Annotated in this window: 18 protein-coding genes; 10 read left to right on the forward strand and 8 right to left on the reverse strand. The window is 57.5% G+C overall.

What is annotated here, in order from left to right; all coding sequences use genetic code 11:
- Positions 1 to 27: 27 nt before the first annotated feature.
- Complete coding sequence (locus tag GJA01_RS08025; protein WP_062504486.1) at positions 28 to 1,071, forward strand: nucleoside hydrolase; 1,044 nt, start codon at positions 28 to 30, stop codon at positions 1,069 to 1,071.
- Here GJA01_RS08025 and hrpB read toward each other — a convergent pair.
- The 6 genes from hrpB to GJA01_RS08055 all read right to left on the reverse strand — a co-directional run bounded on the left by hrpB (position 1,068) and on the right by GJA01_RS08055 (position 7,476).
- Entirely contained in the window at positions 1,068 to 3,554 is a 2,487-nt protein-coding gene (gene hrpB, locus GJA01_RS08030; protein ID WP_169925630.1) for an ATP-dependent helicase HrpB, read from the reverse strand. The genes GJA01_RS08025 and hrpB overlap by 4 nt on opposite strands.
- A 42-nt stretch (positions 3,555 to 3,596) precedes the next feature.
- On the reverse strand, positions 3,597 to 4,412 hold the full coding sequence (locus tag GJA01_RS08035) for an NADPH-dependent oxidoreductase (protein WP_062504490.1): 816 nt from the start codon (positions 4,410 to 4,412) through the stop codon (positions 3,597 to 3,599).
- 9 nt (positions 4,413 to 4,421) lie between these two features.
- On the reverse strand, positions 4,422 to 4,961 hold the full coding sequence (locus GJA01_RS08040) for an adenine phosphoribosyltransferase (protein WP_023944037.1): 540 nt from the start codon (positions 4,959 to 4,961) through the stop codon (positions 4,422 to 4,424).
- 65 nt (positions 4,962 to 5,026) lie between these two features.
- Positions 5,027 to 5,377, reverse strand: a complete 351-nt coding sequence (locus tag GJA01_RS08045; RefSeq protein ID WP_010503456.1) for a response regulator — start codon at positions 5,375 to 5,377, stop codon at positions 5,027 to 5,029.
- A 15-nt stretch (positions 5,378 to 5,392) separates the two neighbouring features.
- Entirely contained in the window at positions 5,393 to 6,646 is a 1,254-nt protein-coding gene (locus GJA01_RS08050) for a multidrug effflux MFS transporter (RefSeq protein ID WP_010503454.1), read from the reverse strand.
- Positions 6,647 to 6,753: 107 nt separating this feature from the next.
- Positions 6,754 to 7,476 (reverse strand): TVP38/TMEM64 family protein, encoded by a 723-nt coding sequence (locus GJA01_RS08055; RefSeq protein ID WP_253783345.1) that lies wholly within the window; start codon positions 7,474 to 7,476, stop codon positions 6,754 to 6,756.
- Between the two features lie 92 nt (positions 7,477 to 7,568).
- Between GJA01_RS08055 and GJA01_RS08060 the strand changes: the two genes are divergently transcribed.
- The 3 genes from GJA01_RS08060 (at position 7,569) to GJA01_RS08070 (ending at position 9,190) form a co-directional block, all read left to right on the forward strand.
- The gene (locus tag GJA01_RS08060) at positions 7,569 to 8,387 is read left to right on the forward strand and encodes a PadR family transcriptional regulator (RefSeq protein ID WP_099282331.1); all 819 of its coding nucleotides are present in this window, start codon (positions 7,569 to 7,571) and stop codon (positions 8,385 to 8,387) included.
- A gap of 41 nt (positions 8,388 to 8,428) precedes the next feature.
- Complete coding sequence (locus GJA01_RS08065; RefSeq protein WP_062504492.1) at positions 8,429 to 8,806, forward strand: hypothetical protein; 378 nt, start codon at positions 8,429 to 8,431, stop codon at positions 8,804 to 8,806.
- 90 nt (positions 8,807 to 8,896) lie between these two features.
- A complete protein-coding gene (locus GJA01_RS08070; protein WP_062504577.1) occupies positions 8,897 to 9,190 on the forward strand; it encodes a putative quinol monooxygenase in 294 nt (97 codons plus the stop codon).
- A gap of 9 nt (positions 9,191 to 9,199) precedes the next feature.
- Here the strand turns inward: GJA01_RS08070 and GJA01_RS08075 are convergent, their stop codons facing one another.
- Positions 9,200 to 9,766, reverse strand: coding sequence for an NUDIX domain-containing protein (locus GJA01_RS08075; protein WP_062504495.1), 567 nt, complete (start codon positions 9,764 to 9,766; stop codon positions 9,200 to 9,202).
- Positions 9,767 to 9,816: 50 nt separating this feature from the next.
- On the opposite strand from GJA01_RS08075, the gene dinB reads away from it, so the two are divergent.
- The 4 genes from dinB to GJA01_RS08095 all read left to right on the forward strand — a co-directional run bounded on the left by dinB (position 9,817) and on the right by GJA01_RS08095 (position 13,448).
- On the forward strand, positions 9,817 to 10,956 hold the full coding sequence (dinB, locus tag GJA01_RS08080) for a DNA polymerase IV (protein ID WP_062504497.1): 1,140 nt from the start codon (positions 9,817 to 9,819) through the stop codon (positions 10,954 to 10,956).
- A 66-nt stretch (positions 10,957 to 11,022) separates the two neighbouring features.
- A complete protein-coding gene (locus tag GJA01_RS08085; protein WP_062504499.1) occupies positions 11,023 to 11,508 on the forward strand; it encodes a DUF2501 domain-containing protein in 486 nt (161 codons plus the stop codon).
- 153 nt (positions 11,509 to 11,661) lie between these two features.
- Positions 11,662 to 12,858, forward strand: a complete 1,197-nt coding sequence (locus GJA01_RS08090) for an MFS transporter (RefSeq protein ID WP_062504501.1) — start codon at positions 11,662 to 11,664, stop codon at positions 12,856 to 12,858.
- 35 nt (positions 12,859 to 12,893) lie between these two features.
- The gene (locus GJA01_RS08095) at positions 12,894 to 13,448 is read left to right on the forward strand and encodes an LOG family protein (RefSeq protein WP_010503436.1); all 555 of its coding nucleotides are present in this window, start codon (positions 12,894 to 12,896) and stop codon (positions 13,446 to 13,448) included.
- 4 nt (positions 13,449 to 13,452) lie between these two features.
- On the opposite strand, the gene GJA01_RS08100 is transcribed toward GJA01_RS08095, so the two are convergent.
- Positions 13,453 to 13,980 (reverse strand): GAF domain-containing protein, encoded by a 528-nt coding sequence (locus tag GJA01_RS08100; RefSeq protein ID WP_062504503.1) that lies wholly within the window; start codon positions 13,978 to 13,980, stop codon positions 13,453 to 13,455.
- 44 nt (positions 13,981 to 14,024) lie between these two features.
- Here GJA01_RS08100 and GJA01_RS08105 point away from each other — a divergent pair, with 44 nt between their 5' ends.
- Entirely contained in the window at positions 14,025 to 14,630 is a 606-nt protein-coding gene (locus GJA01_RS08105) for a glutathione S-transferase family protein (RefSeq protein WP_062504505.1), read from the forward strand.
- 127 nt (positions 14,631 to 14,757) lie between these two features.
- Complete coding sequence (locus GJA01_RS08110; protein WP_172794481.1) at positions 14,758 to 16,233, forward strand: mannitol dehydrogenase family protein; 1,476 nt, start codon at positions 14,758 to 14,760, stop codon at positions 16,231 to 16,233.
- Positions 16,234 to 16,274: the final 41 nt, after the last annotated feature.

Here is a 16,274-nt window from a genome sequence, read left to right on the forward strand (position 1 = left end):
GGTCACTTCAATCCGCAAGGATCCGCCATGAGCCTGTCCCGCCGCTCTCTGCTCGCCCACTCTGCGGGATTAGCATCCCTTGCGGCCTTACCGATACAGGTTCAGGCACAGGCGCCCGGCCGCAAGATCATTCTGGATACCGATCCGGGTGTCGACAATGCCATGGCGCTTCTACTACTCCATGGCACGCCTGGTATTTCAATCGCCGGGATCACCACAGCGGCCGGCAATGGTCTGATCGAAACCACGACACGCAATGCGCTGTATCTGGCAGACAGGTTCGGCATAACCGCTCCTGTCGCAAAAGGTCAGGGAGCGTCTTTGGATGGCGTAATATCCTCACCGCCTGTCACCATTCATGGACGAAACGCACTGGGTGACATCCCTCTTCCCGCAACCCGGAAAAAGCTCGATCCCCGTCCCGCTCATGACCTGATTATCGACCTTGTGCGAGCCAACCCGCACGAGATCACGCTGGTTGCAACGGGACATATGACCAATCTGGCCCTCGCCCTGCGAAAAGCGCCGGAGATTGCCGGGCTGGTTCGGGAGGTCGTGCTAATGGGTGGAGCGTTCGGGTATCATAGCGCGCGCGGAAACGTCACACCCGCTGCGGAGGCTAATTTCCATGGTGATCCCCGTGCAGCAGACGAAATTTGTGCCGCAGGTTGGCCCCTGACGATCGTGGGGCTGGATGTCACGACGCAAACCATCATGACGGATGCGTATTTCGCCGATCTGCGCCAACATGGTAGCAAAGCCGGGCAGTTCCTGTGGGACATTACCCGCGTTTACATGACTTTCCATCACGGTCTCGGCCTGAACGGCATTTACGTCAATGACGCCTCCGCCGCTGCCTACGTCATCGCCCCCGAACTCTTCAAAACCCAGAAAGGAGCTGTCCGGATTGCAACGGAAAGCGTCGCTTTGGGAGAATCCATTCTGAAAGCTGATGGACGCGTCTATCCGCCGGGCGACTGGGATCATCGCCCTTCCGTTCAGGTATGTACGGACGTGAATGCGGAGGGCGTTCGGGCACTTTTCCGCAACGCCACCCTACGACTGGGCTAACGTTTTGGCCTGGGCTTGGGAGGCTCAGCGGTCGCCGGGTCTTCCGGCCAGTCATGCCTAGGGTAACGGCCTCGCATGTCCTTACGCATATCCAACCAGCTTCCTTTCCAGAAGCCTGCCAGATCGGCTGTAATCGCCTGCGGACGACCAGCAGGTGAGAGAAGCGCACATTGAAGCGCGACCTGACCGTCAGCCAGCACAGGCGTAGAGGCTGTTCCATAGAAAGCCTGCGCACGAGCAGAAACTGTTGGAATCGCACCCGTATAATCAATCTCGTGCGTGCTGGCTTTCAGCGTCAAACGTGGCGGTAATTTGCGATCCAACGCCGACAGATCAGCGTAATCCAGTTGCGCACGCAGGATGGACAGAAGATCCAGCGCCTTGACCTGCGTTAAACGGTCACACCCCGCCAGATAGGGTTCGAGCCATTCCAGATTTTGCGCCAGAGCTTCCAAAGACAGGTCCGGCAGATGAGGCGCATAGGCTGTCCGGGCATGAGCGACACGCGCCTGAAACTGTCGGGTCGCGTCGGACCAGTCGAGGGCTCGTGGCAGATCGGACTGGATCTGCTGGAGAAGGAGCGCCTGTGCTTCCTCCGGCGTTACTTCCGTATTGCGGTCTCGCAGAATCAGCGCGCCAAGACGAAGACGGCGCCGGGCGATGATGCGTCCGGAAGCACCATCCAGACTGGTCTCCACCTGTTCGGTGGTCCGGTCCAGCAGCATTTGGGGCAGGTTTTCCGCATCCAGAGGCGCGGCAAGAGTGATTTCCGTGGACGTCCGGGTATGAAAGGCCGCAGCAGCCAGCAGCTTTTCCCGTGCCAGACCATCATTAGCCGAGACGCGCGCACTTCCTCCGCCTGCAAGACGAAAGCGCCCCAATTCGCCAGCCGCCTGCGCCACCCGGTCTGGAAAACCGGCCGCCAGAAGTGGTCCGGCATGTGCAGGCATTGGGCTAAGAGGAAGATCCTTGCCACCCATCCGGCGCAGGAAGCGCTTGGCAGATTGGCGCATGTGAAACAGGCTGGCCCGGTCGGCACGAGGGTCATCGCGTTCGAAAAGAGCCAGACGCGTGCGAATATCCGCTCCTGCTGATGCGCCTGCGGACGTATTCGGTCTTGGACGAAGAGGATCGCGCTCTTCCAGAAGGGCTGCAAGACAAGCCGCTGTAACGCGTTCGGGAATGGTCTTTGCCGCACAGAGCATCGCGGCCAAACGCGGATGAGTTCCCAATCCCGCCATCCGTTTCCCGAGCGGTGTGATGTGCCCCGCTGCGTCGATGGCACCAAGGTCACGGAGCAATTCGCGGCCTCCTTTCAGAACCCCGGCAGGCGGCGCATCCAGTAGAGGCAGATCATCGAGAGACGTGCCCATGACGTCCTGCCAGGCGGCAGTCACAAGAGCAAAATCCGTCAGGTCTGCGACAAGAATTTCAGGCGCATCCTGTGGACGAAGCGCACGCTGCGTGGCTTCAGACCAGAGACGAATTGCGATACCGGGAGACTGTCGCCCAGCGCGCCCGGCCCGCTGGGTTGCTGTCGCACGGGAGATCTTCAGCGTTTCCAGCCGGGACAGACCCGTATTCGGGTCCAGACGGGGCGCCCGTCGAAGGCCACCATCCACGACAATCCTGACGCCTGAAACCGTCACGGATGTTTCTGCAATGGACGTTGCCAGCACGACACGACGGACGACGGACGGTGCAATCGCACGATCCTGATCTTCCATTGTCTGTTCACCATGAAGCGGGAAAACAGGCACGGACTCCCCAAGCAGTGCCTGCGTCCGGCGAATTTCACCAACACCTGGCAGGAAGGCGAGAATATCGCCATCTTCTTCCGACCATGCCTGTCGGATGGCTCGAGCACAGGCCTCCGGCAGATCTCGTGGATGCGGGATGTCACGGGTGTGTCGGACATCAATCGGGTACTGTCGCCCTTCACTCTCGATGAGAGGCGCATTCATAAGCGTTGTGAAAGCGCGACCGTCTGGCGTTGCAGACATCGCCAGAATACGTAAATCGGGCCGCAGTTCTCGCTGAAGATCCAGACAAAAAGCCAGCGCGGCATCCAGATCCAGCGACCGTTCATGAACTTCATCGAACAGGACAGCACCAACGCCATCAAGTGTCGGGTCTGCCAGAAGGCGGCGAACGAGCAGCCCTTCCGTCACGACTTCGATGCGCGTGCGACTGGAAACAGCAGAATCCGTACGGGTTCGAAAGCCAACGGTCTCGCCGGGACGCTCGCCAAGTGTGCTGGCCATCCGGGATGCGGCACCACGCACGGCAACACGGCGCGGTTCGACAAGAATGATTTTCTGCCCGGCAAGCCATGGCACATCGAGCAACGCCAATGGGGTCAAAGTCGTCTTACCGGCGCCCGGAGGAGCCACCAGAACAGCATTGGGCTGTTGTTCAAGTACGCCCAGAAGCTCTGGAAGAATAGCCGTGACCGGGAGGTCCGGAGAAAGAAACGCGCTCAGGACGGAACTCCCGTGGAAAACAGAGGAAAAGGCAGAAACCGGTTATTTCAACGCAAAGCCCATCCGGTTCAGAACGTCCTTCATGACGTGCCGTCCACTCAGCCCGCGATAGCTGTCCACGCGAGCCGCAACAGTCCCGGACCATGCACGGGATGGAAGACCCTGCTCCTGCTGGTAAGCGTCGGCCACGCGGTCATAGGCGGCGATGCCTTCTGGTTCCTGCGTCGCATCATACCGTTCCCGATGAACGACCACATCCTGACCGAGACGGGGCTTGTACCCGTTCTGATAGGCCGGATCGGGGCGACCAACACACAGGCCGACAACCGCAACGGTTTTGGGAGGAAGGTTGAGCAGCTTGGCAACATCTTCCGGGTGGTTCCGCAGACCGCCAATATAAACAGTGCCAAGGCCCATGGACTCAAAGGCCGTCACGGCATTCTGGGCGGCGATGCCGACATCCAGCGTGCTCATGAGGAAAACTTCCTCATAATCCAGCGCTTCGCTGCCCTTTCCAGCACGCTCTGCAATCCGCTCCAAACGGGCCAGATCGACGATCCAAGCCAGAAACAGAGGTGCGACTTCAATGTGCTTCTGGTTACCGCAGAGTTCGGCAAGCTTCGCGCGCGTCTCGGGATTTTCAACCGCGACAACAGACCAGACCTGAAGGTTGCTGGACGTTGCCGCCGAAGAGGCCGCCGCGATTCCGGCTTCCAGTGTTCCGGAAGGCAACGCATCCGGAAGATAGGCCCGAACCGAATGGTGCTTCAGAAGGGTTTCAAGAACCGGATTGTCCGGCAGGTCTTTCGGGGCGTCAGTGCGATAGCGGGTCTGCCACAGGGAAGAAATGCCGGACATGCGTGTTCCTCAGTCTTCGTAAGTGATGAGTGCGTTCAGCGGAACGTCCAGTTTGTCACGTCCCTTAAGACCTGCAAGTTCGATCAGCACGCTGGCGCCAACAACTTCTGCGCCAGCCTTGCGCAGCAGATCGATCGAGGCTGCAAGAGTGCCGCCCGTAGCCAGAAGATCATCGAGAACGACAATGCGCTGGCCTGGCTTGATGGCGTCTGCCTGAATGTGCAGTTCGTCTTCGCCGTATTCGAGACCGTATTTCAGGGAAATCGTCTTGCCCGGCAGCTTGCCCGGCTTGCGCAGCATGGTGAAACCACAACCAAGACGCTGTGCCAGCGGAGCAGCCGTCAGGAAGCCGCGGCTTTCGATTCCGGCCAGAAGATCCGGCTGCCATGCAGAAATGATACGGGCCAGACGGCCTGTAGCAACCTGCCAAGCTTCGGCGGAACGGATCAGCGTGGAGATGTCGTAGAACAGGATCCCCGGCTTCGGGAAATCCGGAACCTCACTGATATAGTCCTTGAGGTTGAGCGGCTGGGGTTCCTTGAACGACATGGCGGCACTGCTTTCTTCTGGGCATGACAAACAGCGCGCCATGTAGGGGACTCTTCCCCTTCAACTCAAGCCCGGATTGCATTCCGGGCCTGATCGATGGCCTCCAGAAGGGCGTTTCTGCGAAACGGCTTTGGCAAAACAGCCACGCTTTCGCCCATTAACTGACCTTCCTCGAAGTCTCCCGACATGAGAACGACAGCCAGCAAGGCGTTCTGCTCCCGCAGTTTCCGGGCGAGCAATAGCCCGTTGAGAATGCCGGGCAGATTGTAATCCGTGACCAGAAGATCGGCTGATCCGCCCCACGCCAAGGCAGCTTCCGCGTCCTCAACCTGATGAACGTCCCAGCCTTCACGCTGCAGAACCGTTTTCACCACCAGGGCAACGGCAACATCATCTTCAACCAGTAGAACCTGCATCGCTTTCAACTCCGCTCAAGACGCCGAAGGGGGAAGCTTTGGCCTCAACAGGGCAAAGAACGTTGCCGCACAGAAGGCAAAGACCAGAAAGCCTGCAAACGGAACAGCCGTCCCTGCAGGCATTAGCCCAAACAGCGCACTGGCAACTGCCCCGAACAGGTACTGCATTGTTCCTGCCAGTGCAGAAGCCGAACCTGCACGTTCGGACTGTTCGGACAGAATGCCAACCATGGAATTGGGTCCAATGATGCCTGTTGGCGCCATTGTGATGATCAGAGCAATGATGAGCGGCCATAGAAAGAACGATCGAAGCTGACCACCAGATGTCAGATCCACCGCGGAAATCACGGCCAACGCCAGAAACAGGACACTTCCTGTCAAGCTGATCCCCAAGGCACTGAAAAGCATGTGAGAGGTACTGACCTTCCCCACGACCAGACCGTTGATAGCAGAGGCGCCGATCATGCAGACGGCAAACAGCCCGAACAGCATGCCGTAATGAAACGGTGACATACCAAAGCGCTCTTCAAACAGGGCGGGCGCCCCGGTCAGATACGTGAAGGTCACGAAACCCAGAAAGCTCCAGACCAGCCCGTTCGTAATGAAACTGCGAGTCCGCAGAATGTAGATATACCGCTCGATGATGGAGAGCGGCATCATGTCGCGCCGGTCCTGCTTGGCGAGCGTCTCCGGGAAGACGGTCAGAAGCATGACGGTACAGACGGCACCATAAAGCGCAGTCGCCCAGAAAATGGATCGCCAGTCCACGAACTTCAGCGCGAATCCCCCCAGCATCGGGGCCAGAATCGGCACAACACCCTGCACCACGATCAGGCGGGACATCAGCTTTGATGCCGTATCGCCTTCCGTCAGATCCCGAAGGCAGGCATTGGGGACCACCAGCCCGGCAGACGCCATCAGCGCGGAGAAGACGCGCCAGATGCACATCACCGTCATGTTCGGAGCCAGCGCACAGCCAACCTCGCCGATCGTATATCCGATCATGCCAATCAGAAGCGGCATCCGACGACCAAAGCGGTCCGAAATCGGGCCAATACTGATCTGACCGATAGCCAGACCGATGACCCAGGCCGCCATCGTGATACTGCCCGACCCTGGAGCGGCGTGAAGCTGGCGTTCCATCTCGGGAAGGGCTGGCAGGTAAATATCCGTCGAGACCGGGCCGACCGCCGTAAAGATGCCCAGCATAAGCGGCAGCCATCCTGGGATGGTGTCTCCACGCCGGAACGCCATGCTCTGTTCTGTCATTCGTTTCTGCCTGTGAAAAAGCAATGGTCAGAAGAAAGGAGAGAGTGTCCGTTCCTCGCGAACGGAATGAACTGTTGATCGTTCAGAATTCTTTGGGTTCTGAACGTTTATTCATCTGCCTGACGCAGTAGCATGGCTCCCAGAACGCCAGAAACCACAAACAGTCCGCCCGCAAGGCCAAGCTGGACTACATGACCAATCCGGGTTCCCGCCCCGACCAGAACGAACACGAGGTTCTGGGGCAGCCCCCCGAGAAGGGTTGCAAATGCGAAGGCCGTGACTGGAAGTTCAAAAAGTCCCGCCGCCATAGACACCAGCAATGCAGAGCCAACAGGCATGAGCCGCAACGTCAGGACTGCGCGGAACGGTTTGTGATGAAGAATTCTGGCCAGCGCTGCATAATTCTTTTGCAGCCGGTCATGCAACCTCTGCCGGAATTTTATGGGAGCCAAAGCCCGCGCCCAGCCATAAGCCGCGATAGCCCCCAGCATATAGGCCAGAGAGCAAAGCCCCAGACCGCCCCAAACGCCGAACGCCAGACCTGCCGCAATGCAAAGAGCCTGCCTCGGCAAACCACAGGCGGAATAGGGCACGGCCAGCAGCAAGAACCAGAACGACGCATACGGCGTCTCGTGCCAGTGGGGCGCGTTCTCCAGAAGATGATGGATAACTGGCAGACGCTGCAACAGGGCCACGAATACCAGCATGGCTCCGATTGTCAGGGCAGCGCGCCAGGGCACGAGATCACGGAACGTCCGGCGCAGTTCTGGATCGGGAGGGGAAGAGATCGGGCTACCCATTTCAGCCGGATACCAGCGGAAACAGCTCACGGCTATGGCGATGCCGGTATTTGAAAACGAATCTCTTGTAGATATATCTTAAGATACTATATCGTACGACATATCGAATGAAGGAAAATAGAATGTTTAGAAATGACACTCATCGCGCAGAGCGCGGTTTCTCAAGATTCTCCCGTGGTTTTGGCTTCGGTGGACACAAGCATCGCAGGGACGGAAAAGTCCGTGGCGAAACAACAGGACATGACGAAGAAAAAATGCGCGATCGCCCGGAGTCCGGTGAAGAACGCTTCCGCTGGGGACACGAAGGCCGACGCTTTGGCGGCCGGGGTGGTGAAAGTCGGGGCGGCCGTGGCTTTTTCGGCGGCCGCGGACCCCGTGGCGGTGCGGGCCGTTTTGGCGGTGGCTTTGGTGACGACGCTTTTGGTCGCGGTCGCAAGCTGACAGCGGAAGAGCTTCAGATTGTCATTGAAGCCCTCCTGCACGACCAACCTGCCCATGGCTACGAACTGATTCGGCGCCTCGAAGAGCACTCAGGCGGCTTTTACAAGCCAAGCCCCGGCGTCATTTACCCCTCCCTCACCTATCTGGAGGAAGCTGGCCTGACAGCCGTTACGCAGGAGGGCAATCGCAAGCTCTACAGTCTGACGGATGAAGGCCGCACGCATTACGAAGCCAATCGGGAACAGGCGACTCGCATTCTCGAAATTCTGGCGCGGATCGGTGCGCGAATGTCGGAAGTGCGGGACGCATTCAGTGGTGTGAATGACCTCGATCCGAGTCTGGGTCAGGATTTCCATGAAGCGCGTCTGGCTCTGAAAATGGCTCTGAAGTCCCGCCGTGGGGCGAATGCGGACGAACTGCGCCGCGTCGTGGGGATCCTGCGTCGGGCTGCAGACGAAATCAGCGGTAAAGCCAACGAAGAAAAGCCTTCAGAAGACTGAAGCCCTTCGTCTGCCAGACGACATGTCTTAAAGGGGTGATCATGATTGTTCAGGACCACCCCTATTTCTGCAACATGCCGGACGACATGCAGTACTACCGGCCGGATGTCTTCCCGCCCGGCTTTATTGAAAAATCCATGGTGTTTGCGTTACCGGACCGGCTGAAGAAATTCCGACGCAATCTCTGGCACGTCCGGCGCAACCCCGGAGAAGATGCGGTCTACATGCCGCTCTTCAGAGTGGACTGCATTCTCAAAACAGAGCCGCCGCCTTTAGGCTTTCAAGGTCCGTTGGACGTGTATCCGTTCTACACACGCACCACGAAAACCCGCAGCCGTGAACTGGATTATTATGTCCTGTTCATTTTCCGCGAAAAACTCTCGTTTATGCGGTGTCAGGAACTGGTCGAAAAAGGTTGAACTTTTCCACTCTTGAAGGATGTGGGCGGGCGGCTCATTGATGACGCGCGCCCACTGGCGCTTCATTCTTTTGGAAACGGATCCAGACTCATGCCCAAATCCCTGTACGCCACGATGAAAGCCCTTCCCGGCTGCCGTGAGAAAGTCCGTGACCTTCTCGTCGGTCTGGCTGCGGACGTCCGGGCAGAGCCGGGATGCGAGCGATTTGTCGTTCACACACTGGCAGACGATCCGGACTTCTTTCACGTCGAAGAAACCTACCGCGACGAAGACGCTTTCAAGGCCCATATGGGGACCGAGCACGGCCGCGTCTTCAATCAGGCCATCAAGACGCTGGTTGAAGGCGGCGGCTCGACGGTCGTGTTCCTTGAGACCGTGATCTGAAAGCAGTTTTCAGATCAGGCCCTTCGCGCGGATCAGCGCGAAGGCTGCCAGGGACACCATGCATTTCAGTTCGCCACGGGCGATCAGGGCTTCGAACTCCGCCAGTGTCATATCCTGCGTCGTGATGTCCTGCTCGGTCTCTTCAAGCTCGGTCTCCCCACGGGTAAGATTGCGCGCCAGAAAGACGTGCCCTTTCTGGTTGGAATACCCCGCGCCCTGATACATCGTGCCCGCGTGGATCATCTCGCCAGCACGCAGGCCGGTTTCTTCCCGGAGTTCTCCCAGAGCCAGTTCTACAGGATCGACGTTCTCTTTCGTCTCCCACATGCCCATGGGGAGTTCGAGCAAACGCTCTCCAACCGGATAGCGGAACTGCTGGATCAGCGTCACGCGGCCATCAGCGTGCATGGGCAGAATCACAACGAACTCTCCCCGCTCAACAATGCCGTAAAGGCCCTTTTTGCCGCTGGGGTGAATGATGATGTCTTCACGCACAGCCGTCCATGGATTGCTGTAGGCAAGACGGGTCGAAACGGTCTGGAATCCGGCGGCGGTACGGGCGTCTTCAATGCTCATGAGGCTGATCCGATCTTGTTTCGTTCCTGGTGATCGGCGACACTATAAGGATGGAGTCCCGCCGGATCGTGCATATCGACATGGACGCTTTTTACGCGTCTGTCGAACAGCGAGATAACCCGTCCTTACGAGGTCGCCCCCTTGCGGTCGGCCGCGGAGAGGCACGCGGTGTTGTCGCGGCTGCCAGCTACGAGGCGCGCCCTTTTGGCGTGCGCTCAGCCATGCCGTCGCTGAAAGCCAAGCGACTCTGCCCCGACCTTGTCTTCGTGCCCGGACGTTTTGATGTATACCGCGCCGTCTCCGCACAGATTCATGACATCTTCGCGCGCTATACGCCCCTGATCCAGCCGCTGTCCCTGGATGAAGCCTATCTGGATTTGACAGATTATCTTGGTGCCTATGGTTCAGCGACGCTGGTGGCCGAAAGAATCCGGGCAGACATCCGCAAGGAAACCGGACTGACGGCTTCGGCAGGCGTGTCCTATAATCGATTTTTGGCCAAACTGGCCTCCGACTACCGAAAACCTGATGGGCTCTTTGTTATTACGCCGGGCATGGGGCCAGATTTTGTAGCGGGGCTGACGGTCGACCAGTTTCATGGAATCGGGCCGGCCACAGCGCAAAAAATGCGAGCATTGGGGATTGAAACCGGTGCCGACCTTCGGAAGTTAGATCTTCCGGCCCTGATGCGGCACTTCGGCAAATCTGCGCCATTCTATTATGGTATTTCCCGGGGCATCGACGAGCGACCCGTCGTCGTAAACCGTGAGCGCAAATCGCTTGGAACGGAACAGACCTATCTGACTGATCTGCAAAAGAAAGACGAAGCCGAATCAGCTCTGGGTCTGATCGCTACAAAACTCTGGCTTCAGGTTCAGCGAAAGCAACTCACGGGTCGGACCGTCACCCTGAAGGTCAAATACGCCAATTTTCGGCAGATTACCCGTGCACGAACCCTTCCCGCTCCCATAACGTCCGAAGCATGTCTGAGCGAAACCGGGCACTCCCTGTTTGCACCGCTTTTTCCTCTTCAGACAGGCGTCCGGCTATTGGGGCTCACTCTTTCCAGCCTTTCTGGCTCGGCGGCCACGGGGAGCACGCCTGCTCCACAAATGCAGCTTCTGTTTGACCATCCCTCAGAGGAACCTCCTAAAAATCCCGAGACTTTTCGCTCACTTTCCTTGTTTTGAACGTTGTTACGCCGAAGTCAGGGGCAAAATGCGCCTGCTGGCTGTTCTGACAGGAGTTGAAAATTCATGGTTCCGTTCCGTTTGCCTGCTCTCCTCTCCGCTGGCGCTCTGGCCACCGTTGCGGCTTTGTCTTTAGGGGGATGTGCCTCTGGCACTTCGGCAGCTCAAAACCCGGAAACCCAGGCCGCCGCAACTGCTGCTGCTACGGCGGCGGCCCAGACCACCGCGTCGCGACTGACAGACGGCCTCACAGGTGCGCTGGGTCTGCCTAACCTGTCTTCAACCTCGTCCAGCAATCTTGCCGGTGTTCTGAATTACTGCGTCACGAACAACCTGACATCTGACGGTGCTGCCTCGGGCCTTTTATCCACGGTCAGCCAGCAGCCGGGCGTAACGAACAGTTCTGCCTATAGCGCAGGCCAACAGGGTATCCTTCAGGCAATCAGCAACCAGACCAATACCTCGCAGCAGTACTCTCTGTCGTCTCTTGCCGAACCCCTTCGTCAGAAAGTCTGTTCTGCGGTTTCCAGCCGTCTGCAAAGCATGCTTTAAGGCGCGCATCCTGCGGGCACAGAGGCTCGCAGGATCACATAATGTTGTTTTTTGGACCTGAGGGGTCCATTCACCGTGACGAATGGTCCAGACTGTCTTATGTCTGAAATGACGTAACCATTTGGTTACTTAATAGAATAGGAGATTGAAGACATGACTGCGGAAGAAACGCCGGTGAGTTCACCGACGAAGCGAGTTCTTACCGTCGTCCTCTTCAACCTTCTGGTCTACATCGTCATCGGGCTTCCCAATGCCGTTCTGACGATCTTCGTCCATCATACCCTTGGCTACAGTACAGCAATCGCGGGTATGGCGTTTTCCCTGCAATATCTGGCGACGTTTGCCGCCCGCCCCTCTGCCGGACGGCTGGTGGATAATATCGGCCCCAAACCGGTTGTTCTTGGCGGTCTGATCACCTGTTTCGTTTCCGGTTTGCTCATGTTTGGAGCGGGATGGGCAAGAGAGATTCCAGCCCTGTCTCTCGGTATCCTCCTTCTCAGCCGCCTGTTTCTCGGCTGGGCCGAAAGCTGGGCCGCGACTGGCGTGATTGTCTGGAATATCCGCCGGGTCGGGGCTGAAAATACAGCCATTGCCATCTCCTGGAACGGAATTTGTTCCTACGGTGGCATTGCCCTTGGCGCACCGATTGGCGCCAAGCTATCGCTGTTACCGACCCCTTATGGCGGGATTGTCTCGGTTGGCATTTTGTCTGCCATTCTACCGCTCATCGGTCTGGCATTAATTGGCTTCTATAAAGGCGTGAAGCCAGTTGCCACGAATGACAAGCCTCTTCCCTTCAGTCATGCACTTCGACTGGTTCTGCCACATGGTATGGCCCTCGCAGCGGGATCTATCGGATTCGGGGCCATTTCCTCTTTCCTCGCGCTTTATTATGCAGTTCTTCACTGGGAAGGTGCAGCAACGGCCCTGTCCGTCTTCGGCATCGTCTTCGTCGTCATCCGATTCTTCTTTGCCTCCCAGATTGCCCGACGCGGTGGTGTGTTTGTCGCGATTGTCTCGCTGTTGATCGAGGCGGCGGGACTGGCCTGTCTGGCCATTTTCCCGTCTCAGGGAGCAGCGCTTATCGGCGCTGCACTGACGGGTGCCGGCTTCTCGCTGCTCTTTCCGGCGCTGGGTGTTCTGGCCGTTAACAGCGCAGGACCGCAGAACCGGGGAGCCGCTCTGGGGGCCTATTCGATCTTCATTGATCTGGCGATTGCGTGTTCAGGTCTTGTGCTCGGGCAAGTCATCGAGTTTGCTGGCTACAAGACCATGTTCGGCACGACTGCGGTGTGTTGTCTGGTCGGTGTGCTCATCAGCCGTTCGCTCGGGCGAAAGCCTGCCGTCTGAGCGTTCTGTCCGCTTGTCTACAGGATCTGCCTTTCATGACCATCCGTTCCTGCGCTGTTTTCTGCGGCTCCCGCTTTGGCAACTCCCCTGTTTATGCTGAAGGTGCATCCGAACTCGGGAAAGCGTTGGCTCAGAATGGAATCAAACTGATTTACGGCGGCGGTCATGTCGGTCTTATGGGAACGGTCGCGGATGCGGCGCTGACTGCGGGCGGCGAAGTCATCGGTGTTATTCCCGGCTTCCTGCACGACCGGGAAGTGATGCATAAGGGCGTCACAGCGCTTGAAGTGACCCCAAACATGCACAGCCGCAAAGCCCGCATGTTCGAGTTGTCTGACGCGTATGCCATCATTCCAGGCGGATTCGGCACGTTCGATGAACTGATGGAAATCCTGACCTGGAAACAGCTCGGCCTGCATCAGGACCCGATCTACATCGTCAATATCGGCGGCTGGGCGAAGTCCCTGGTCCGCACCCTGACCGATGCCGTCGAACAGGGGTTTGCCTCCGCGAACACGCTTTCCCTTTTCACCGTTGTGGAAGACGTTTCCGAACTGATGAGCCATCTGCGCGAAAACGTCCCCGCTTGAAAGATCAGACTGTCAGCGTCTTTTCGAGGGCGCTGACAATCTTTTCCAGCAAAATACGGTCTGCGTCCTGAAAGCGGTTCTTGATCGGGCTGTCGATATCCAGAACTCCAATAAGTGCACCCTCCTTCAAAACCGGAATGACGATTTCGGATTCTGAAGCCGCGTCGCAGGCGATATGGCCGGGAAACGCATGAACGTCTGGAACGACAAGCGTGGTCTTCTGTGCGGCGACCGTCCCGCAGACGCCTTTTCCCAACGGGATACGCGTGCAGGCCAGCCGTCCCTGAAAAGGACCGAGCACAAGCTGGTCTTCCTTCCACAGATAGAAGCCGGACCAGTTGATGTCCGGCAGCGCTTCGAACAACAAAGCCGCGATATTGGCCATGTTGGCAATCATGTCCGGTTCCGAAGATACGACAGATTCCACTGTTGGCAGAAGATCTTCCGTGGTCAGACGATGGATGGGCGCACTCACACTAATCTCTCCTGAAAAAGGGGATTGGACCATAGAGCCGTTGCGCTGATCAGTCATGATGGTCACACTCGGAAAAGCGCATCAGAATTCAGGAGAAGACCATGACCAGACGCCTCTATGGAATTTCGCTCTCCGGTCATGTGCATCGTGTCAGACTCTTTCTGTCGATCCTGAAACTGGACTACACGTTCGTTGAAGCCAGCATGCAGTCTCCGGAAGTTCTCCGCCTCAATCCGCTTGGACAAATTCCTGTTTTTGAAGATGGAGAGATCATCCTTACGGATAGCAACGCTATTCTTGTCTATCTGGCGAAGACCTATGCGCCTGGCAGTCACTGGCTTCCGGAAGACCCGCTGGGTGCCGCTCATGTCCAGAAATGGTTCTCGATCGCCGCTGGCGAACTGCGCTACGGCCCGGCAATGGCAAGAGCAGCAACGATCTGGAAACGCCCTGAAGAGATTGGTCCGGCTCAGACCAAGGCTGAGAAGCTCCTTCCTTTCATGGAAGGAGAACTCACCAGGCATTCTTATCTGGCAGGGAATCAACCAACACTCGCCGATCTGGCCTGTTATGCTTACACGGCCCGCGCGCCTGAGGGAGGGATTTCTCTCCAGCCTTATCCAAATATCCGCAAATGGCTTGACGGTGTGGAAGCGCTTCCGGGATTCGTTTCGATGCCGCATGTATCAGAGGCACCATTTGAGTAGTATTGGTTTTCAGATTGCTCTCTCGACATGGAGAGAATTATTAGAAAAAATTCATATTCAATAAAAAGAGTTTCCTCATCACTTCATCTTCTTAAAAGGGATGGGCCTTTCGTTCGGAAGAACCATCATGAAACTGACTTCGGAAACTCTGGCTCATCTTCCAGAGACCATTCTTACCTCCCCTTATGATCGCCAGAAGGTGACTGCGGGGATTGCGCACCTCAGTGTCGGCAATTTCCATCGCGCGCATCAGGCTGTCTATACAGATCGCGCATTGGCTCTTCCCGGTCAGGAAAACTGGGGCATCGTCGGCATTGGTCTGATGGACGTGCCCTCCGAGGTGCAGAAAGCCGAAGCTCTACAAGCTCAAAGCGGACTTTATACGCTCCGTGAATGTCCGGCAGGCCGACCGGACGTGGTGCGGGTCGTGAAGTCGCTTGTGGAATATATTCACGCCCCCGCAGATCGTGCCGCAGCGCTGAAGCGCCTGACCGATCCCGCCATCCGCATCGTCACCATGACGATCACGGAAGGCGGTTACTACATGGATGAGGCCGGTCATTTCATGACCGATCATCCCGCCATCGCCGCTGATCTCAAGCGCGATGTGCCGGAAAGTGTCTTCGGTCTTCTGACAGAGGCTCTACGCCTCCGCCGCGAAGCGGGTGTGAATGCGTTCACGATCCTGTCCTGTGACAATGTTCCGTCCAACGGTGAAATCGCCCGTCGCGCCGTTCTGTCTTTTGCCCGGCTGAAAGACGACGAACTGGCAGACTGGATTTCCCGGAATGTCGCGTTCCCGTCCTGCATGGTGGACCGCATCACACCGGCTGTCGGTCCGGCAGACATCGAGCGCCTTAATCGGGAAAGCGGTATTGAAGACCGTGCCCCTCTCTTCTGCGAAGACTTCATCCAGTGGGTCGTGGAAGACAAGTTCCCCGAGGGCCGGCCGGCATGGGAAAATGTTGGCGTCCTTTTCACGGACAACGTCGAGCCTTACGAGCAGGTTAAGCTCCGGATGCTCAACGCATCCCATTCCATGCTGGCCCTCCCGGCCGTACTGATGGGATATCGCTTCGTCAGTGAAGCCATGGAGGACGAAAATCTCTTCCGCCTGTTGCAGCAGTTTCTTGGTTTTGATTCCGAGCCACAACTCAACGCACCTCCAGGAATGAGCCTGCCGGAATATGGCGCTCTACTGCTCCAACGTTTCCGCAACAAGGCCGTTAGCGACCAGCTTCTGCGGATTGCCTCGGACAGCACATCAAAGCTGCCGGTCTTTGTGCGCCCGACAGCAGAAACAGTCGTGCAGGACAATGGCGATATGCGCCGCATTGCCTTCCTGCTGGCCTGCTACTGCACTTACCTCGGTGGCTTTGATGACAAGGGAACGGAGTTCCCGGTTACGGAGCCGCGTCTCAGCAAGGAAGACCGTGCGCTGGCTGGCTCTTCAGACCCTGCCAAGGCACTTGATATGAGCGTCTTCGCTGGCTGGGGTCTGACTGATAATCCTGAGTTCGTACGTCTTTTTGTTGAAATGCGCATCAGCCTTCAGGATCGTCGAACCGCAGAGACGCTGGTAGACGTTATTTCTCCACGCTGAGCAGACCATGACCTGCTGTCTGACCACGGGGCCGCAGGTCA

It is taken from the genome of Gluconobacter japonicus, assembly GCF_002723975.1.
Taxonomy (GTDB): Bacteria; Pseudomonadota; Alphaproteobacteria; order Acetobacterales; family Acetobacteraceae; genus Gluconobacter; species Gluconobacter japonicus.